19 protein-coding genes, 1 tRNA gene and 2 pseudogenes are annotated in these 20,292 nt (G+C 37.1%); 13 read left to right on the forward strand and 9 right to left on the reverse strand.

Annotated features, from left to right (window positions below; translation table 11 throughout):
* Positions 1 to 19 precede the first annotated feature (19 nt).
* Together J2R98_RS02575 and J2R98_RS02580 are read right to left on the reverse strand one after the other, a co-directional pair.
* Positions 20 to 466 (reverse strand): DUF2621 family protein, encoded by a 447-nt coding sequence (locus tag J2R98_RS02575; protein ID WP_307065824.1) that lies wholly within the window; start codon positions 464 to 466, stop codon positions 20 to 22.
* Between the two features lie 34 nt (positions 467 to 500).
* Positions 501 to 597: transfer RNA gene (locus J2R98_RS02580), tRNA-Sec, on the reverse strand.
* A 253-nt stretch (positions 598 to 850) separates the two neighbouring features.
* On the opposite strand from J2R98_RS02580, the gene J2R98_RS02585 reads away from it, so the two are divergent.
* The gene (locus tag J2R98_RS02585) at positions 851 to 1,933 is read left to right on the forward strand and encodes a PAS domain S-box protein (protein ID WP_307065826.1); all 1,083 of its coding nucleotides are present in this window, start codon (positions 851 to 853) and stop codon (positions 1,931 to 1,933) included.
* 17 nt (positions 1,934 to 1,950) lie between these two features.
* Positions 1,951 to 3,828, forward strand: a complete 1,878-nt coding sequence (selB, locus tag J2R98_RS02590) for a selenocysteine-specific translation elongation factor (protein ID WP_307065828.1) — start codon at positions 1,951 to 1,953, stop codon at positions 3,826 to 3,828.
* A 421-nt stretch (positions 3,829 to 4,249) separates the two neighbouring features.
* Here the strand turns inward: selB and selD are convergent, their stop codons facing one another.
* Positions 4,250 to 5,308 carry a selenide, water dikinase SelD gene (selD, locus tag J2R98_RS02595; RefSeq protein WP_370871918.1) on the reverse strand — a complete coding sequence of 353 codons (1,059 nt, stop codon included), beginning with the start codon at positions 5,306 to 5,308 and terminating at the stop codon, positions 4,250 to 4,252.
* 171 nt (positions 5,309 to 5,479) lie between these two features.
* On the opposite strand from selD, the pseudogene J2R98_RS02600 reads away from it, so the two are divergent.
* From J2R98_RS02600 to acnA, 3 genes and pseudogenes are all read left to right on the forward strand, one after another.
* Positions 5,480 to 5,662, forward strand: a pseudogene (locus J2R98_RS02600) (Rdx family protein); the annotation flags it as partial.
* A 104-nt stretch (positions 5,663 to 5,766) separates the two neighbouring features.
* The gene (selA, locus tag J2R98_RS02605; RefSeq protein ID WP_307065830.1) at positions 5,767 to 7,164 is read left to right on the forward strand and encodes an L-seryl-tRNA(Sec) selenium transferase; all 1,398 of its coding nucleotides are present in this window, start codon (positions 5,767 to 5,769) and stop codon (positions 7,162 to 7,164) included.
* 152 nt (positions 7,165 to 7,316) lie between these two features.
* On the forward strand, positions 7,317 to 10,031 hold the full coding sequence (gene acnA / locus J2R98_RS02610; protein ID WP_307065831.1) for an aconitate hydratase AcnA: 2,715 nt from the start codon (positions 7,317 to 7,319) through the stop codon (positions 10,029 to 10,031).
* 45 nt (positions 10,032 to 10,076) lie between these two features.
* Here the strand turns inward: acnA and J2R98_RS02615 are convergent, their stop codons facing one another.
* Complete coding sequence (locus J2R98_RS02615) at positions 10,077 to 12,197, reverse strand: catalase (RefSeq protein WP_307065833.1); 2,121 nt, start codon at positions 12,195 to 12,197, stop codon at positions 10,077 to 10,079.
* Positions 12,198 to 12,353: 156 nt separating this feature from the next.
* Between J2R98_RS02615 and J2R98_RS02620 the strand changes: the two genes are divergently transcribed.
* From J2R98_RS02620 to J2R98_RS02645, 6 genes are all read left to right on the forward strand, one after another.
* Positions 12,354 to 13,028, forward strand: coding sequence for a hypothetical protein (locus J2R98_RS02620; RefSeq protein ID WP_307065836.1), 675 nt, complete (start codon positions 12,354 to 12,356; stop codon positions 13,026 to 13,028).
* Between the two features lie 5 nt (positions 13,029 to 13,033).
* Positions 13,034 to 13,606, forward strand: a complete 573-nt coding sequence (locus J2R98_RS02625) for a TlpA family protein disulfide reductase (protein WP_307066903.1) — start codon at positions 13,034 to 13,036, stop codon at positions 13,604 to 13,606.
* A 52-nt stretch (positions 13,607 to 13,658) separates the two neighbouring features.
* On the forward strand, positions 13,659 to 13,805 hold the full coding sequence (locus tag J2R98_RS02630) for an FbpB family small basic protein (RefSeq protein ID WP_307065838.1): 147 nt from the start codon (positions 13,659 to 13,661) through the stop codon (positions 13,803 to 13,805).
* A 55-nt stretch (positions 13,806 to 13,860) separates the two neighbouring features.
* On the forward strand, positions 13,861 to 14,106 hold the full coding sequence (gene tlp / locus J2R98_RS02635) for a small acid-soluble spore protein Tlp (protein ID WP_017185725.1): 246 nt from the start codon (positions 13,861 to 13,863) through the stop codon (positions 14,104 to 14,106).
* A 134-nt stretch (positions 14,107 to 14,240) separates the two neighbouring features.
* Positions 14,241 to 14,678 carry an acyl-CoA thioesterase gene (locus J2R98_RS02640; protein ID WP_307065840.1) on the forward strand — a complete coding sequence of 146 codons (438 nt, stop codon included), beginning with the start codon at positions 14,241 to 14,243 and terminating at the stop codon, positions 14,676 to 14,678.
* Entirely contained in the window at positions 14,662 to 14,970 is a 309-nt protein-coding gene (locus J2R98_RS02645; protein WP_307065842.1) for a hypothetical protein, read from the forward strand. Before J2R98_RS02640 ends, J2R98_RS02645 begins: the two co-directional genes overlap by 17 nt.
* Positions 14,971 to 15,473: 503 nt before the next feature.
* On the opposite strand, the gene yidD is transcribed toward J2R98_RS02645, so the two are convergent.
* The 5 genes from yidD to plsY all read right to left on the reverse strand — a co-directional run bounded on the left by yidD (position 15,474) and on the right by plsY (position 17,642).
* On the reverse strand, positions 15,474 to 15,722 hold the full coding sequence (gene yidD, locus J2R98_RS02650) for a membrane protein insertion efficiency factor YidD (RefSeq protein WP_307065844.1): 249 nt from the start codon (positions 15,720 to 15,722) through the stop codon (positions 15,474 to 15,476).
* A 2-nt stretch (positions 15,723 to 15,724) separates the two neighbouring features.
* Positions 15,725 to 16,651 (reverse strand): GTP cyclohydrolase FolE2, encoded by a 927-nt coding sequence (folE2, locus tag J2R98_RS02655; protein WP_307065846.1) that lies wholly within the window; start codon positions 16,649 to 16,651, stop codon positions 15,725 to 15,727.
* An 88-nt stretch (positions 16,652 to 16,739) separates the two neighbouring features.
* A complete protein-coding gene (locus J2R98_RS02660) occupies positions 16,740 to 16,877 on the reverse strand; it encodes a hypothetical protein (RefSeq protein WP_307065848.1) in 138 nt (45 codons plus the stop codon).
* Positions 16,874 to 17,038: a hypothetical protein gene (locus tag J2R98_RS02665; RefSeq protein WP_307065850.1), complete on the reverse strand. Its 165-nt coding sequence runs from the start codon at positions 17,036 to 17,038 to the stop codon at positions 16,874 to 16,876. Before J2R98_RS02665 ends, J2R98_RS02660 begins: the two co-directional genes overlap by 4 nt.
* Positions 17,039 to 17,060: 22 nt before the next feature.
* A complete protein-coding gene (gene plsY / locus J2R98_RS02670; RefSeq protein WP_307065852.1) occupies positions 17,061 to 17,642 on the reverse strand; it encodes a glycerol-3-phosphate 1-O-acyltransferase PlsY in 582 nt (193 codons plus the stop codon).
* 177 nt (positions 17,643 to 17,819) lie between these two features.
* Here plsY and J2R98_RS02675 point away from each other — a divergent pair.
* Both J2R98_RS02675 and parE read left to right on the forward strand, forming a co-directional pair.
* A pseudogene (locus tag J2R98_RS02675) lies at positions 17,820 to 18,233 on the forward strand (CoA-binding protein).
* Positions 18,234 to 18,328: 95 nt separating this feature from the next.
* Positions 18,329 to 20,281 (forward strand): DNA topoisomerase IV subunit B, encoded by a 1,953-nt coding sequence (gene parE / locus J2R98_RS02680; RefSeq protein ID WP_307065854.1) that lies wholly within the window; start codon positions 18,329 to 18,331, stop codon positions 20,279 to 20,281.
* The last annotated feature ends 11 nt before the right edge of the window (positions 20,282 to 20,292 follow it).

Consider the following 20,292-nt stretch of genomic DNA (forward strand, 5'->3'; position numbering starts at 1 on the left):
AGTGGGAGTTAGCCTATTGCTAGCTCCCACTTTCTTTTTCTTTCTCAAGTAAATGCTCGTACTGTGAAAAATCGATATCTTTTTCATTAAGTCTTTTAATTAAAAACTTATGGTCACGTTTTGGAGTCGCTAATATGTAACCTTCAATTAACAAATCCATCGTGATTGATTTTGCTTTTCGCTTTAATGCAAGCTGACCGATTTTCGCTCCGATCTTCTGTTTAGCTACATCTCTAAACAACTCTGGAACAGGTTCAACTAGCTCATTAAGTAAAGCCTTTTTCTCTTCACTCCATAAATCAATCGTTTCATGGACGTAATACTCTTCCCAATCTATGATTGATTTTCCATCTTCTTTAGGTAGTTTCTTAAGGAATTTACGGAACATAAAATAACCGCCAATCCCCAAAAGCCCTACCATTATAAACGACCAAATAATTAACAATATACCTACTGTAGTTGACATAAGTACTCACTCTCTTTTTAATGTACATATACATTGGCGGGACTGTGTGGGAATCGAACCCACCGGAGACGGCACGCGCCTCCCAAGCGGTTTTGAAGACCGAGACAAGCACCAGCTTTGCAACCAGCCCCAATTAGTTCATGTTTATATTCAAACGTTATTATACAAGGTAAAATGACCGCAAGCAACTTAAAGATATCATCGTACTGTTTTAATAGGACTAAAAATCTAGTATAATTGTTCTAAATAAAGAATAAATAATTAAAATTGTTTAGACAATTATAAACTATTTAGTTAAAATGAGAATAGTTGTTATAATTTGTTAGCTTATATCATAGTTTGTTAATAAACTATTCGTCAAATGAGGGGAGGATCAACCCGATTATGAAGAACGATGTCACTTTTAAAGATGTAAACGAATTATTTTACGACGTTGAATATGGTGGGGTAATAGAAGCTGCTAATTCATGGATTGATCAAAACTCAATGACTGTCAAAACGATATATGATGAATCTTTTAACATAATTTATATAACCACTACTGTTGAAGAAGTATTCGGTTATAAACAAAATGAATTGATTGGTAAGTCTATTATAAACTATATCCATCCAGAACACCGACAATCACTTTATGGATGTCTTGAGAAGCTCGAAGACAACGAAAAATTAAGACACGAATTTCGTGTGCTACATAAAGATGGTAGATATATAGATTGCCAAGCCCATTCTGGGAAAATAGTTGACCGTAAAACAGGTCAACACTATTATATTAGTGTGACACAAGACATTATGGCACATAAACAAGCACAACAAATGCTAGTGAGCTCTGAGAAATTGTCAACAGCAGGTCAACTCGCTGCTAGTGTCGCGCATGAAATCCGTAACCCAATCACGTCTTTAAAAGGCTTTCTACAACTTTTAGAGACTGGCATTGAAGGTAAAGAAGCATATTTAAACATTATGAAAGATGAAATCGAAAAAATTGAATCCATTTCATCTGAACTTCTTTACATCGCAAAACCATCACCGAACGAATTTAAAGAAGCAAACATAGTAGAAATGCTAGAAGAAGTATGTATGCTTATGCGTTCACAAGCAAGACTAGAAGATGTTGAAGTCGTACTAGACAGTGACCTTGAAAGTTTTATGATTCTATGTGACAGGTCACAAATTAAGCAAGTTTTCATTAACTTGATTAAAAATGCTATTGAAGCGATGCATGAACCTGGAGAAGTTACAATTAAAGTAACTAATGATCACTACTTATCTGTAGAAGTGATCGATGAGGGAGAAGGTGTTCCTGATTCTTTAAAAGAAAGATTAGGTCAACCGTTCTTAACAACTAAAGATAAAGGTACTGGCTTAGGCTTAATGGTCACGATTGATATTTTAAAAAATCATGAAGCAGAACTATTAATTAGAGACCGTGAACCAAAAGGTAGTATTTTTCAAGTAAAATTTTCTTAATGCTAGTTGGTGGGTTTATGACAAAAAGTAACTATACTATTGGTATGGCAGGCCATATTGACCATGGTAAATCAGAATTAACGAAAGCTCTTACAGGTGTAGAAACAGATCGACTGAAAGAAGAGCAAGAAAGAAAAATATCAATTGAATTAGGTTATGCACCTTTATATGCTGATCAGGAATATTCGTTATCTATAATTGATGTACCAGGCCACGAAAAGTTCATTAGACAAATGATTGCGGGAGTATCAAGTGTTGATCATACATTATTAATCATCGCAGCTGATGAAGGGGTTATGCCTCAAACAGTTGAACACATCGAGATTCTAAATTATTTAGAAATAAATCATGCATACATAGTCATTACTAAAGTCGATTTAGTAGAAGAAGAGTTATTACAGCTCGTAAAAGATGACATTAATCATCATATTGAAAATACAATATTTGAAAATGTTCCAATCTATTGTGTAGATTCGGTTAGTAGAAATGGAATAGACCTATTAAAGACCGACTTAATTTCAACTCTAAAAAGAATGCCCGAAAAAGATCATTCAGGCTTTTTTAGAATGCCAGTCGATCAAGCGTTCCACGTGCATGGGATTGGTACAGTTGTTAGAGGGACAATTGTTAAAGGTTCGATTACCGAAAGAGAACAAATAACAATAAAGCCACAAGAAATTAATTCAGAAGCAAAGAGTCTACAACAATTTGGACAAACGGCAAGTGAAGCGAGAGCAGGTACACGAACAGCAATTGCCTTAAAGGGTGTGGATTACCATTCTGTAAGAAGAGGTGACGTCTTAACAACGAACAACCATGAAGCATCAAAGAGAATAGACATTAAATTACATATAAGCCCGAATCTAACTAAAGCTATTAAACAAAGGTCTCCAATTAAATTCCATACCGGTACGAGTGAGATTTATGGTAGGTTAATCCTATTTGACCGAAATGAAATTCAAAATGCAAACGAAGAAGTCTACGCTCAAGTAGAGCTAGACCAGACCGTTTATGCTACTAGACATGACTATTTCATTTTAAGAAGAGCAACACCTATCGAGACAATTGGTGGTGGACAAATCATTAATGCTCCAGCTGAACGACACCGCTTCGGAACTCATACAGTTAAGATGTTAAAACAGCAGAGCGAGTTAAGCATTGATGAAGCGATCATTGACTATATTGATCAAAAAGGCGTTGCTAAAGAGAAAGAAATGGTTAACCATTTAGCAATTGACCCAACAGATGGTCATGAAATATTAAATACTTTGTATGAACAAAACAAGATCTATTTCATTAATGATTTAATGATGACGAGTAACTGGTTAGAAAAATATACTCAAATACTTAGCACTGAGTTAACTAACTACCATAACCATTTCCCTTTAAGGCAAGGTTATCCAAAAGCAGAATTCGTTCAATTATTGCCGGTAAAAGCAAAAGTAGGGAAAGTTATAGTAGACCATTTGGTTGATGAAAAATACTTTAAACAAATAAACAACTGCATTGCATTGCCAACATTTACACCATATATTGATATCGACTTAAAAGATGAGGTTGACCAAGGACTGGCTAAACTAAAACAAGATGCTTTACACGTAGAAAAGTTTATAAACTACTTTCCAACTGTTGGCCAAGATACTGTTGTAGATTTGCAACAATACTTAACTACAACAGATCAAGTAGTTCAACTATCTGAAGAGCTTATTGTCAGTCATGAATCATTTCATAACGCTGTGGATCAGCTTCGCAAGGAAACTGATGACGAATTCACGTTAAAAGAGGCAAAAGAAGTGTTATCATTGTCACGCAAATACTTAATTCCCTTACTGGAAAAGTTAGATGAGCTCGAACTCACGAAAAGGTTGGAGAACGCAAGACAGTGGAGTAAGTAATAATTTGACTATTTAAAACGATTTAAGATCAAATGTCGGATTGTTTGTTAACTAGATTTCTTATTATGCCATGTGTCTATGTAGATGTTTATCAGAAATCATAACACTTAAATCATTTCCTGTAACTACCGTTGATAACAAAATGACAGGGGTGTTCGTTTAATAAGGGATTTGCTTACTTTTTTTGTTTTTATGGTTAAAGCACAAAGTTGGTATCAGGTGAGGAGTGAAGGTGGCGACGCCTGCGGGAACAGCACGTGTCTCGAGACCCCACAGGCCCCGCTTTTTGGGCCGAGGAGGCTCGAGCCGTGCCCGCGGCAAGCGTCCACCGATAGCGGATCACCTGATACCAACGGTCAGGTAAAAAACATAAGAAAAAAACTGCACGAGACCAAATGACAAACATTTGGTCTCGTGCAGTTTATTTTACATAAATACTTTTTTCAGATCCTTCAACAACTTCACCGATGATATACGCTCGGTCGCCAAACACTTCATCCATTTGTTTAACATACTGCTCAGCTTGGTTACAATTCATTGAGATTAATAAACCACCTGAAGTAATGGCATCAGCTAAGATTACCTTTGTTTGTTCCTGTACATGTGATTCAAATGTTACATTTTTATCTAACCAATTAAGGTTAGCTTTAGTACCACCAGGAACAGCACCTTGTTCGACAAGCTCTTTAACGCCTTGAATAACAGGAACTTGGTTGTGATTTATAATTAGTGATTTCTCACTACCTTTTGCAATTTCTAAAGCATGGCCTAATAATCCAAAACCAGTAACGTCTGTCACAGCATGCGGCTTAAATGGACGCAACTGTTCTGCTGAATACTTATTTAATTGCGCCATCCATTTAATGGCTTCATCTGCTAAATGTTGAGATGCTAAGCCTTTTTTAATAGCTGTTGTGATGATTCCAATACCGATTGGTTTCGTAAGGACTAATACATCTCCAGCTTGCGCTTGACTATTCGTCCATAATTGATTAGGATGCACAAAACCAGTTACAGATAGTCCGAATTTCGGTTCGTCATCATCAATTGAATGACCACCTATAATAGAAGCTTCAGCCTCATGCACTTTATCTTCAGCCCCTTGAAGCACTTCAGCTAATACATCTGATCCATATTTTTTTACAGAAAAACCAACGATGTTTAAAGCTGTTTTAGCATCTGCCCCCATAGCATAAACATCACTTAAAGCATTAGCGGCTGCAATTTGTCCAAATGTGTATGCATCATCGACAATCGGAGTGAAATAATCAACCGTTTGAACCATTGCTAGCTCATCTGTTATTTGATAAACACCCGCATCATCAGAACTGTTTTGACTATACAATACTTGAGGATCATCTGATTTTCGTTCAACTTGACTCAACACTTGAGTCAGCTCGCTCGGTGCGAGTTTACATCCTCACCCAGCTTTAGATGAAAGGGAAGTTAGACGTAAAATTTCATCACGTTCCTTACTCATATGAATCACCTCCAAAGTTACAATATTACATTCACCTATATTTTACTAGAAAATGATTGAAAATTGTTGAAAAAGGTTATGTTGTTTTATAGGCTAGTATTTAAGAAGGGGGTAAAAATTATGAGTTATAAAGTATCAATTGAGTTTTGCATGCAGTGAAACTACGCGCCAAAAGCTGCGAGTTTCGCAGATGAGTTATTTACTAAATTCCGTCACGAAATTTCAGAAATGAAATTAGTACCAGCGGCTGGTGGAGCTTTTGAAGTAACAGTTGATGGTAAAAAGTTATATTCAAAACTAGACACTGGCGTTTTTCCTGAGGCTGAGGAAGTTATTAAAGAAATGAAATCTTAAGGTAAAATGTGGCCCGCTCGTTTAGCTAAACGGTGGGCTGCTTTATTGTTTGCATTCAATTAAGTTATAATAGTAGTGAAATAATTAAATTATGGAGCGATTGGATGAATTTATTAAGAAATATTCCACCAATACACGAATTACTTAATGACAACAGAATAGTTGTTGAAATTAAACAACATAACATCTCATACGAAGAGGCGAAACAATCTCTACAAGATAGCGTTCAGTCTGTTCGTGATGAAATTTTAAACGATGAATTCTCAAATTTTAGTGTAGATGATCTATTTGATTTAATAATAGAAAAAACAATCAAACAAATAGAACAACATAAAATTCATAACTTACAACCTGTAATTAATGGGACAGGGACTATCTTACATACAAATTTAGGGCGAGCGCGATTAGCTCCTCAAGCTATAGATCACGTCGTTAATAGCGCTTCATATTATTCAACTTTAGAATATGATATAACGACTGGCAAAAGAGGTTCAAGGCACGATCTTGTAGAACAATATATTACAAGTTTAACAGGTGCTGAGTCCGCAATCGTTGTTAATAATAATGCGGCGGCCGTTTACATGGTTCTATCTAGCTTTGCAAAAAACTATGAAGCAATTGTTTCACGTGGCGAACTAGTTGAAATTGGAGGAAGCTTTCGCGTCTCATCGATTATGGAAGAAAGCGGTACAACCCTTAAAGAAATCGGAACGACGAATAAAACACATTTATTCGACTATGAACAAGCCATTCATAACGAAACGAAAATGATTATGAAAGTTCATACGAGTAACTTTTACATGAGTGGTTTTACTTCAAGTGTAGATCGTAAAGATTTAGCAAACCTCGCTCATCGTCACAACTTAATTTACTATGAAGATTTAGGTAGTGGTTTACTGTATGACTTGAGTGGTCAGGGGATAACTGATGAACCGATTGTAAAAGATGTAATCAACAAAGGAGTCGATCTTGTTTCATTTAGTGTCGATAAACTATTAGGTGGACCACAAGCAGGCGTTATTGCAGGTAAGAAAAAGTATATCGATACACTAAAAAAACATCAGTTAGCAAGAGTATTAAGAGTTGATAAAATGACTTATGCAGCACTTGAGGAAACACTTCGACTAACATTAACTAATCAGGTTGAACAAATACCTACTTTACGTGACATTTTAAAAGACTCTAATACCGTACAAGACGAAGTCATGGTATTTTTAGAAGAATTAAGAGATTTTGAACAATTAATAGTTGAACCTTGTGAAATGAAGTCTAAAGTAGGGGGAGGTACATTACCTGAAGTAGAGCTTGATTCTTTTGGAATTAAAGTCAAATGTCAAGTACAGACAGCTGAGCAGTTAAGTCAGCAGTTGCGCACATGTTCGATCCCAATCATTGTCAGGGTTGAAAACGACTCAGTCATGATTGATTTTCGGACTTTGGAACGTCATGAACAGGATGAAATAAGAAAAGCATTACAAGAACTAAATAATCGATTAAAGTAAGCGTTTTCATGCAAAAATTTTAGTTTTAATGTTTTACTTCTATATCTTTTTAATATAAAATGAATACGTGCAGAAATATTGGCTTTTCTGTAGAAAAACGCTAATTATTTTAATGAGACGAAATATTACATAAGTTAAGGGGGTAAAGTAACATGGTAGCTAATCTTTCTTCAAATGCAAAAAAGCAATTTGAGCTTAATGGTAAGACTTATAACTATTACCATCTAAAAACGCTAGAAGAAAAAGGTTTTGGCGACGTATCACGCTTACCTTATTCAATCCGCGTTCTTTTAGAATCAGTTTTACGTCAATACGACGGTCATGTTATTAAAGATGAACACATTGAAAAACTAGCAAAATGGGCAGATGGCGAGAAGGTCGATGTACCATTCAAACCATCTCGTGTTATTTTGCAAGACTTTACAGGAGTGCCAGCAGTAGTAGACTTAGCATCTCTACGTAAAGCAATGGTTGATATGGGTGGAAACCCTGATCAAATTAATCCTGAGGTACCAGTTGACTTAGTCATTGACCACTCAGTACAAGTTGACAGATATGGCACAGCGGATGCGCTACGTGTCAATATGGAAATGGAATTCGAACGTAACAAAGAGCGTTATGAATTCTTACATTGGGCACAGAAAGCATTCGATAACTACCGCGCTGTACCACCAGCAACAGGTATCGTGCACCAAGTTAACTTAGAGTACATTGCTAACGTTGTACACGAACAACAGCAAGAAGACGGCACTTATGATGCATTCCCAGATACACTAGTTGGTACTGACTCACATACGACGATGATCAATGGTCTAGGTGTTCTAGGTTGGGGTGTAGGTGGTATTGAAGCAGAAGCAGGTATGCTAGGTCAGCCTTCATATTTCCCAACTCCTGAAGTAATCGGTGTTAAACTAACAGGTAGTTTCCCAGAAGCTACTACAGCAACAGACTTAGCGTTAAAAGTAACGCAAGTTCTACGTGAGAAGAATGTAGTAGGTAAGTTCGTTGAATTCTTCGGTCCTGGTCTAACTGAAATGCCACTTGCAGACCGTGCAACGATCTCAAACATGGCACCTGAGTATGGTGCAACTTGTGGTTTCTTCCCAGTAGACGAAGAGACTCTAGACTACATGCGTTTAACTGGTCGTACTGAAGAGCAAATCCAGTTAGTTAAGGAATACCTACAGAAGAACGATCTATTCTACACGCCAGATCAAGAAGATCCCGCGTTTACTCAGTTAGTAGAGATCGATTTATCTGATTTAGAACCTAACTTATCTGGGCCGAAGCGTCCACAAGACTTAATTCCGCTTTCAGAGATGAAAGAATCATTTAACAAAGCGTTAACAGCTCCAGCTGGTAACCAAGGCTTTGGATTAGATGAGAAAGATAAAGAAAAGGAAGCTGTTGTTAAATTTAATGACGGCGGCGAGACGACAATGAAAACAGGTGCATTAGCGATTGCAGCTATTACATCTTGTACAAACACGTCAAACCCACACGTTATGTTAGGTGCTGGTCTATTAGCTAAGAAAGCTGTAGAAAAAGGCTTAGAAGTACCTTCATACGTGAAAACTTCATTAGCACCTGGTTCAAAAGTAGTTACAAACTACTTAGAGAACTCTGGATTAATGGAATACCTAAACAAGTTAGGCTTTAACCTTGTGGGTTACGGTTGTACAACTTGTATCGGTAACTCAGGTCCATTACTACCTGAAATTGAGGAAGCAATTGCTGATTCTGACTTAACTGTATCATCCGTACTTTCAGGTAACCGTAACTTTGAAGGACGTATTCACCCATTAGTACGTGCTAACTACTTAGCTTCACCACCATTAGTAGTAGCGTACGCTCTAGCTGGTACAGTAGATCTTGACGTCTTAAATGAACCATTAGGTCAAGATGCTGATGGTAATGACGTATTCTTCAAAGACATCTGGCCATCATCAGATGAAATCAAGTCTGAAATCGCGAAGGTTGTAACACCTGAAATCTTCCGTAAAGAATACGAAGAAGTATTTGATTCAAACGAAGAGTGGAACCAAATCCAAACAACGGATGAACCGTTATATGAGTTTGATGAAGATTCAACTTATATTCAAAACCCACCATTCTTTGAAGAAATGTCTAAAGATCCTAAGGAAGTAGCACCATTAGAAGGTTTACGTGTGATTGGTAAGTTCGGTGATTCTGTAACGACTGACCACATTTCACCAGCAGGTGCGATTCCTAAAGATATGCCAGCTGGTCAATACCTAATGGAAAAAGATGTTTCTCCACGTAACTTCAACTCATATGGTTCTCGTCGTGGTAACCATGAAGTTATGATGCGCGGTACGTTTGGTAACATCCGTATCCGTAACGAAATCGGTGGCGGTAAAGAAGGTGGATTTACTACGCACTGGCCAACAGGCGATGTAATGCCTATTTACGACGCAGCCATGAGATATAAAGAGGAAGGTACTGGACTATGTATAATTGCTGGCGATGACTACGGCATGGGTAGTTCACGTGACTGGGCTGCAAAAGGTACTGACTTACTAGGTATCAAAACAGTAATTGCTCAAAGCTTTGAGCGTATTCACCGTTCTAACTTAGTTATGATGGGCGTACTACCTCTTCAATTCCAGAAAGGTGACACAATTGAGTCACTTGGTTTAACTGGAGAAGAGGTCATGAACGTTGAAGTTAATGAAGACGTCAAGCCTCATGACTTAGTAAAAGTAACAGCTACAAATGACCAAGGTGAAACAACAGAATTTGAAGTTGTTGCACGTTTCGATAGTGACGTAGAAGTTGATTACTACCGTCATGGTGGTATCCTTCCAATGGTACTTCGTAACAAGCTTCAAACAGTTGAAAAATAAACTTTATTATAAAAGCCACCGTTTTAAACGGTGGCTTTTTTTCGGTTATGCTTGTTTTTCATCTTGTAACTCACGATCCCAATGTCTGTGTTGAGCTAATTGTTCTAAAAACGTTTGGCTAAAATCTTGTAACTGTTCAGACTGAATCGTCACTACACCATGATCATTGAACAGCTCGTTGTTTGATTGTTTAGTTGCAAGTAGTGTGGACTGAGGAAGTACAGTTGAGAATAAATCGACTGCATCATTACTAGCTGCTATTGTTTTAGCATGCGCGAATGTATCTTTAATAAAGTCTTTCGCTTCTTTGTGTGTCATTAACTGATCGACATGTTGTTTCCCGCCAGGAATGAATATACCGTCATACATAACAGAATGTGTTGTCGAGTAATTTTTATGGACATCGACTGGTTCATTTTGATCACTGTGTAATTTCCCTAACGTCTTACTAACGACCTCGACGTGTATGTCATTGTTTCGCAAAGTTGTCACCATTTCCTGTAGTTCCTTGTTTTTAAAACCATCAGCGAGTAAAATGGCCACTTTTCTTGTATTAGAAGAGAAGGTCGTTTGTAACTGACTTAATGCTGGTGATGGTGTAACTTGAGGTTCTTGGTTGTTTGATTGTGGTGGTTCAACACCAACACCTTTTGCAATTTCATTGGCAAGTGTATGACTAACATTACTGAACATCTCTACGACTTGCTGCTTAATTTTAGGGTCTTTGACATTACCAACCTCAAAGTGAAACGCCTTATGAATATGTCTTTTCTCATGCTCGGTCATGCTATTGTAAAATAAAGTCGCTTGCGTATAATGATCTTTGAAACTTTCACTCCGTTTCCTAACTTTATAACCATCGACTTTTTCTTGGTAATGTTCAAATCCACCTTCAGCAAATGAACTAGTCTTAGGATCATTGTTTTGTAAGCCGTTCGGGCTATATGCCACTTTTCCTTTATTTATCGTCATACGGTGGAATCCATCACGTTGATTGTTATGAACAGGTACAATCGGACGGTTAATTGGAATTTCATGAAAGTTAGGTCCACCTAAGCGCAACAGTTGTGTATCTAAATAAGAGAACAAGCGACCTTGTAATAATGGGTCATTTGTAAAGTCAATACCAGGTACGATATTGCCCATATGAAATGCTGCTTGCTCTGTCTCAGCAAAGAAGTTGTCCTGATTTCGATTTAGCGTCATCTTTCCAATAATCTTGACTGGAATTTGTTCTTCAGGCCATATTTTCGTCGGATCGAGTATATCAAAGTCAAAATCAAATTCTTGGTTTTCCTCAATAACTTGAATGCCTAATTCAAATTCAGGATACTCCCCATTGTTAATAGCCTCCCATAAATCTTGTCTATGATAATCAGGATTTTTCCCGGCTATTTTTTGTGCTTCATCCCACGTTAATGAGTGTGTACCTAAAAGTGGTTTCCAGTGGAACTTCACAAACTTTGCCTGCCCTTGTTCATTTACTAAGCGGAACGTATGAACACCGAAACCTTCCATCATACGAAAACTTCTAGGAATACCTCGGTCAGACAATAACCACATAATCATATGCGCTGACTCACGATTTTGTACAACCCAATCCCAAAAAGTATCATGCGCAGCTGACGCTTGTGGAATTTCATTATCGGGTTCTGGTTTTATTGCATGGACGAGGTCGGGAAACTTAATCGCGTCTTGAATAAAAAAGATCGGCATATTGTTCCCAACTAAATCGAAGTTTCCATCTTCGGTATAAAATTTTGTAGCGAACCCTCGAACATCGCGTACTGTATCAGCTGAACCACGGGAACCAACAACCGTTGAAAAGCGGACAAATACAGGTGTTTTTACTGATGGATCTTGAAGGAATTTTGCTTTCGTTAATTCCTTCATAGACTCGTAAGGTTGAAAGTAGCCATGAGCCCCAAATCCTCTTGCATGTACAACTCGTTCAGGGATTCGTTCGTGGTCAAAGTGTGTCATCTTTTCTCTGAAGTGAAAGTCTTCCATAATAGTTGGTCCTCGTTCACCTGCAGTAAGTGACTGAGACGTATCAGACAGTTTAGCCCCTTGATTCGTGCTTAATTTTTCACTTTGATTACTGTTTTTAAAGGCATTAAGCTGTTCATTTTTTGCATCTTGTTGATTATTTTGATCGTCTGGCATATAAACTCCTCCTATATATGTAAGCTCTATACGTAGTTTGCCAAATCACACCATATTTATTCCTGTATTTAGTAATAGAAGTTCACTGAATCGTAATCCATACTTTACGTATTTTTTTAGAAAATTTGGTATGATGAATGAGTAGGGAGTGGTAGCATGAACGACTTAATTCAAATTGGTCCTTTAAACATATTTGTACCCTATTTATTTTACATAGCTGGTATAGTCGCATCTTTAGTAGTGGCTCACTTCTTAATCAAACGTTTGATTAATTATGATTTCCCAAAGAAACCAGCCGATTTAATGCTTGAATATTGGATCGTATTCATTGTCGTTTGGAAGTTAAGTTATTTTATTAACTATCCAGCTGATCTGTTAAACAATCCTTTAGCTGTTATTTATTTTGACGGTGGAACGTTAGGTTTACTTTTAGGTGTTATTGGAATTGCTGTATTCAGTTATGTTCAATTTAAACGCCACAATATCACTATTCCTGTTCAATTATTGTTAATCTTACAAGCTATATTCGTATTTATTGTATTTGATCAAGCAACGTCTTTCCTATACGGATTTGACCTTTACATTTTTATAGAGGTTGTCTCATACATTGTATTGATTAGTATTTTGTTTCGCTTAGTTAAGCCTGTTACTTTATTTAAAGTTTTCCAAGCATACAGATGGTTTGTTATTACTTGGGCTTTATTTAGAGTATTACAAAATGAAATTCATATATATACTCAAACATTATTTATAGTGTTACTATTAGCTATTCTCACAATTGTTGCAGAATGGTACTTAAACCAAAAAGTGAAAGGAGATCATTCAAATTGAACACAATGTTAAAGCGTATTTTAGGCTTGGCCATTATCGGTGTATTACTTGGAATCATCGTTTATAACACGTGGTTTGATGATACAGCAGGAGATCCAGAAGGGGATGGGATTTTTGTTCAGCCTGATGGCGTTGATATTGATACAGATGGTGTAGAAGTTGGAGATATGGCTCCTAACTTCAAATTACAAACCCTTAATGGGGAGGAAGCTGAACTAGCTGATTTTAGAGGACAAAAAGTTATGATCAACTTTTGGGCTACTTGGTGTCCACCTTGTCGTGCAGAAATGCCTCACATGCAAGAAATTCATGAGGAGTATGATGATGAGGTTGTCATTTTAGCAGTTAATGCGACGAGCCAGGAGACATCGCATGATACAGTGCAGGACTTTATAGATGAACTACAATTAACGTTTCCAATTTTAATGGATGAAACAGGAGAAGTTAATGTACGTTACCAAGCTTTAAGTCTGCCAACAACGTATTTCGTTAATACTGAAGGTGAACTACAAATCCCAAGACATGTCGGGCCACTTTCATATGATGATATGGTCAGAAAAATTGAAGAATTAGATTAAGTATAAACATTACGAATCATGGTAATCCTAGTAAAAAAAGGAGACGATCATGATGCGTAGAAAAGAACGACTCTCTTTCCAATCTTTAGTTAAAGATGAAAAGGAGAAGATCCTGAACAACCAAGAAGAACTTGACAAAATTTATGACAAAATTGAATCGCGAATGGAATTAGTTAGAAATCCTAAAAAACATGCATAGCTCATGACTGGTTTCCCAAACTATGATTAATTACATCATAAAGGAGATGGATGGAATGTCTAATCATAGCCAAAAGCCGAAACCAGACAACAGACGTGATAACTTAAAGAAAATTCAAGAAAACATTGAAAATACACTAGAAAATATCCAAGAAGCAGAACACTCAATGGAAACAGCTTCAGAATTTCAAGAAGAAGAAATTCGTCGTAAAAATGCACGTCGACGTCAGTCAGTTGAGGGCATGAGAGACGAAGTACATGATGAGCACGAACATATGAAACGCAAAAAGAAGAATAAATAACTAGAATTAAAGCTGTCGGGAGAACTCGACAGCTTTAATATTTGATTAACGACTTATTTTTGCTACCCTGTAAGATTTCATATAAAATATATAGTAAAATAATAGCAAAGTGTAACAAGGGAGATGTACATATCATGGTTGTAAATGAAACAGAAGTTAAAGTAAGGTATCAAGAAACTGACCAAATGGGTGTCGTTTACCATGCGAACTATTTCGTCTGGTTTGAAATAGGGAGAACACACTTAATTGAGGAGTTAGGATTTCGGTATGCTGATATGGAAGAAGAGGGGATTGTTTCACCAGTCGTTGATATCGAAGCAAAGTATAAAAGGCCTCTTCGCTATGGCCAAGTCGCTACTGTTAAAACATTTATAAAAGAATATGATGGCTTTAGGGTTGTTTATGGCTACGAAGTTTATACAGATGATGGCACTTTAGCTGTTACCGGATCGTCATCTCACGTTTGTGTTAAAAAATCAAACTTCCGTCCAATATCAATTAAAAAGCATTTTCCTGATTGGCATCAAGCGTATGAACAGGCAGTAGGTGAAGCTGATGGCGTTCGGAATTAAGCGAGATGAATTAAAACAATGGAAGAAAGAAGTAGAAGCTGGTAATATCGCCTTTTTAACTCACTATTGGGCTGACGATCGCTTTCCACAAATGAATACCGTTACAAAAGTAGGTTGCCGTGATGTCGATAAATTAAAGCAGTGGGGAAGGAAGCATGGACTTAAACCAAAATGGATTCATGAGGATGAAAAATATCCACATTTTGATTTAATTGGATCATTTGAAGAAGATATTTTAAAAGCAGAAGGTAAGATCGATCAATTAAAAAGATTTAAAAGTGTTGAAAGATAAAGAGGTTGAGACAAAAGGGGTGGAGTGTGATGAAAGCACGAACAATTGACATTTCATCTTAGTTGAGCAGTCACCTAGCGGAATCAAAATGCGTAGACTCCTGATCGGCTAAAAACGGTCACGTCCTGCGCCTGCGGTTACTCGGCGCAAATTAAAGCGCAGAAGTTAAAGAAATCTGCATTTGTGACCAACGCCGACATTAGACCATCCAGGTCGTCATGGCAAAGGCCAGGGTGAGACCCCACCGGATGCACCTGCGTCTTCTAGCTAATCTTCGAAGTAGGCTTCCTCGGTGCAAAGCACAAGAAGATTACTCGAAGTAGTAGCTTGGCTCACCAGCCGCCCCTGCAAAGAAAACACTGCGACAAGCGACCGTAGGAAGCTTGAGCAGATGTTGCCCTTGTGCCCTGTGGGTAAAAGCGAAGCATTTTGATGGAGCGATGTTAAAAGATAAACCCGAACGAAATCAAAAAATGATTTCGTTCGGGTTTTGTGTTTTAGAATCAGTTCTGTTTCAGCCTCTTCTGCTTTTTCTCATTTTTCTCTGGAACTGGATCAAAACCACCCGGGTGAAATGGGTGACATTTTAACACTCGTTTAACCGATAAAAATAATCCTTTAATAACACCAAATCGCTCAAAAGCAGTGAGACTATAGTGTGAACAACTTGGATGAAAGCGGCATGTCGGCCCAAGCATTGGTGAAATAAACTTCTGATACACCTTAATCGGCCAAGTAAATAAGAACTTCATGATTAAACACTCTGTTCATCACGCTTATCATATGTGATCGATGCAACAGCATCATGTAGATGGATTGATTCTTCGTTAATACATTTAACAAAGAAACGTTCAACTTCATCAATTTCATATAAATCACTAGCGACTAATCGAACCATATCTTCAACAAAGCGTGGGTTTTCATAAGCTTGTTCGGTTACCATTTTTTCATCAGGACGTTTCAATACAGGGTGAATACGTGCACTTGCATTTGATTCAGCCGCTTCTAGTAAGATAAACTTCCAATCAAGCTTGTCCTCATCAAAGTCTTCATTAAGTAATACTTCCATCTCAATATTACCTCTTTGGTTATGAGCACTATATTCACTTATTTCCTTTGAACAAGGGCATAACGTTGTAATTTTACCTTTAACGCCTACGCGAACATCATAACCTTCGTCTTGATCATAGTGAACTTTAATCCAAGCATCGGCATGGTTTAAGCCTGCCTTTTCAGAATAAGGTGCTTTTCGTTCGAAAAACCAAGGGAAGGATACTGTTACTTCAGCATCTTTTTGTTCTAAACGTTGACGTAATTCATATACGAATGACTTTAACGTTTCCAAGGTTAGTACAAGGCCGTTTTCATAATAAGTTTGTAGCTGTTCAGTAAAACGACTCATGTTCGTACCTTTTGAATCTTGTGAAATGGACGATGCGAAGTAAAAAGTACCGATCGTCGTTTGTGTTTCTGGAGTTAAAGAACTATTAACGATCACAGGATGCTTAACGTTTGAGATCCCGACAGCATCTAATTCGAACAAGAAATCTTTTCTAGTATTTTGCAAATCTTTCATTTGCTCTTTTTCAATTGGCTTTGTTTTAGGACCAGGTTCAACTGATCCAAATAATTTATGTCTTTCCTGTTTATCAGGAAGTTGTTTTTTTACTGTTTCATTCATACCGAGGACTCCTTTCAAATCTAAAGGGAAGAACATAGCTACATTTAAATTATACATTATTACGTTAAAGTAGTTCAATTTATTAGACTTATTCTAAATAAGGTACAATTGTAACATCAGACGAGTAAGTTTGCATATGTTCTGCTATTTCATCAAATATATCATGAGCATCTTCTAAACCGTACTGATCTGCTTCAACAAGAGGGACGACTTGAACATTTGTCATGAGATCCCCGTGGTCTTCGTGATCATTGTGTGTTGGCATTTTTCGATCGGTTTTGCTTCAGTTTGTTCAAATTCATCAAACCCTAAAGTATTTGTAGCTGTTACAACAATAGCCAGTAAAAAAGTAGAGATTATGACTATAACTACAACTCTTAGTTTCAACTAATCACCCTTAAGTTATCAATTAGAACCAAGTTATTTTCGGCTCTGTCTTATTTTTAATACGTTTAATATTATCTGTATGGCGATAAATGACAAACGCTGCTAAAAATATAGTAACAATAATCAATCCTAAATCTTGCATAATTAATGTTGTTACAACTGCTGTAACACCCGCTAAGATTGATGCTAAAGAGACATACTTGAAAAGCTTTAAAAAGATAAAAAATGATAGCACTAAAATGACAAATAACAACGGGCTAACGCCTAATAAAACTCCACCAGACGTTGCAACTGCTTTCCCACCTTTAAACTTAGCAAACAAAGGATAAATATGACCGATTACTGCAAAGGCACCGACTAATAACGGCTCAATCCCTGGAGCTAATAAAACGACGATTAAGACAGGTGCTGTTCCTTTTAATATATCTAAGATCGTAACAACTAAACCTGCTTTTGTACCTAACACACGAAATGTATTAGTAGCACCTAGATTTCCACTACCATGTTCTCTTACATCGATTTTATAAAATAGTTTACCAATAATTAATGCAGATGGAATCGAGCCAAATAAATAAGCAATGATTGCATAAATTATATATTCCATAAGATTCCCCTTTTCTATAAATGAATATAGTTTATTTTATCAAATGTCTTAACAATTAAGAAGTTTATATTAAATATATGTTGAAAATTAAACCAACAAACTATAATGAAAGTTGAGAAATAACGATAAACACGCTATTCTTATAATACAAGATTATTTAAACTTAGGAGAGATGTTATGGAAAATCCAACACAAGATACAATGAAAGAGCTATTAGAGGATGCTAAGTCAATTGCGGTCGTTGGACTGTCTGACAAATAAGATCGAACATCATTCCAAATTGCTGAAGCAATGCAACAAGAAGGATACAAAATCATCCCAGTTAATCCAACTGTTGATGAAGTTTTAGGTGAAAAAAGTTATAATACGCTTGCAGAGGTTGAAGAAAATATTGATATTATTAATGTGTTCAGACGTTCTGAACATTTAGTGGACGTAGCCGAAGATGCACTTAATACGAATTGTAAAGTCTTTTGGGCGCAGCAAGGGATTATTAACGAAGAAGCACATAATCTGTTGAAGGAAAACGGATTTACAGTCATAATGGATTCATGTATTAAAGTTGTCCATGCTGTAACAGTCGAAAAATAATTTCTACAAATCTCTGCTTTCAAGCAGGGATTTCTCTTGTCTTAACGAATTGTATTATTCAGACGAAGCATATATAGAGAAAGGGGTCTATTATATTGACTCAATCAAACGAACTTTACAACGATGATTCCATACAAGTACTAGAAGGGCTAGATGCCGTTCGAAAAAGACCAGGAATGTATATCGGAAGCACTGACCATAGAGGCTTACACCACTTAGTATTTGAGATCGTCGACAACTCAGTTGACGAAGCATTAGCTGGTTTTGGTCAATCAATTAAAGTGACTATACATAAAGACAATTCCATCTCAGTGAGCGATGAAGGTAGAGGTATGCCTACGGGTATGCATAAAATGGGTAAACCAACACCTGAAGTCATTTTTACGATCCTACACGCAGGGGGTAAATTTGGACAAGGTGGTTATAAAACGAGTGGTGGTTTACACGGAGTTGGCGCATCAGTCGTGAATGCTCTTTCTGAATGGTTAACTGTAACGATCTATCGAGATGGTAAAAAGCATGAGTTAAGGTTTGAAGAAGGTGGTAAGGCAGTTACTGATCTGCAAGTCGTTGGCAACACTCGAAAGACAGGTACGACGATCCACTTCAAACCCGATGAAAAAATGTTTTCTTCAATTCAGTTTAACTTTGAGACACTCTCTGAACGACTAAGAGAAGCAGCCTTTTTATTAAAAGGTATTGAGCTCGTTTTAAAGGATGACCGTGAAGGTGTTGAAGAATCTTATTTGTATCCAGACGGCTTACAATCATTTGTGGGTTACTTAAACGAAGAAAAAGATGAACTTCATCCTGTCGTCTCGTTTGAAGGGAAGTTTAAAGAAATCGAAGTTGACTTTGCTATGCAGTTCAACGACGGTTACTCCGAAAATATTTTATCGTTTGTTAACAATGTTAGAACGCGTGATGGTGGCACACATGAATCAGGTGCTAAAACAGCAATTACACGAGCTTTTAACGAGTACGCGAGAAAAATGCAATTCTTAAAAGAGAAAGACAAGAATCTTGATGGAAACGACATTCGTGAAGGCCTAACAGCAATTATTTCAACACGAATCCCTGAACAATTGTTGCAGTTTGAAGGGCAAACTAAGAGTAAACTTGGAACACCTGAAGCAAGAAGTGCTGTAGACAGTGTTGTTGCAGAAAAACTCGCTTATTTCCTTGAAGAAAACCCAGATGCATCCAAAATGTTAATTAAAAAAGCTGTTAGAGCCCGTGATGCAAGAGAAGCAGCAAGAAAAGCAAGGGAAGAAGCACGCAATGGCAAAAAGCGTAAGCGCCGTGATTCTTTACTAAGCGGAAAGTTAACACCAGCACAATCAAAGAATGCTTCTAAAAATGAGCTATTTTTAGTTGAGGGTGACTCAGCAGGTGGTTCTGCCAAGCAAGGACGTGACCGCCGCTTCCAAGCTGTTCTACCTTTAAGAGGTAAAGTTATTAATACTGAGAAGGCGAAAATTGATGATATCTTTAAAAACGAAGAGATCGCTACCATTATTCATACTATTAACGCTGGAGTAGGGCCAGATTTCAACATCGAAGATTCACAATACGATAAAATTATAATTATGACCGACGCTGATACAGATGGTGCCCACATTCAAGTATTGTTATTAACTTTCTTTTACCGTTATATGAAACCGTTAATTGAACAAGGGAAGATTTATATTGCACTTCCACCATTATTTAAAGTTTCAAAAGGCAAAGGAAAAAATTATAAAGAAGCCTATGCATGGGAAGAAAGTGAAATGGATCAGTTACTGAAAGAGTTCAAAAACGGTTATACAATACAACGTTACAAAGGTTTAGGTGAAATGGATGCAGAACAATTGTGGGAGACCACGATGGACCCTGAATCAAGAACTTTAATTAGAGTAACCATTGACGATGTCGCTAGAGCCGAAAGACGTGTTGCGACATTAATGGGGGATAAGGTAGAACCGAGACGTAAATGGATTGAATCTAATGTTGCGTTCGGAATGGAAGAAGATGACACAATACTCGATAACGATAGATTGCTTAGCTAGGAGTGAATAAG

The sequence above is a fragment of the Alkalibacillus filiformis genome (genome assembly GCF_030814115.1).
Lineage (GTDB): Bacteria > Bacillota > Bacilli > Bacillales > Alkalibacillaceae > Alkalibacillus > Alkalibacillus filiformis.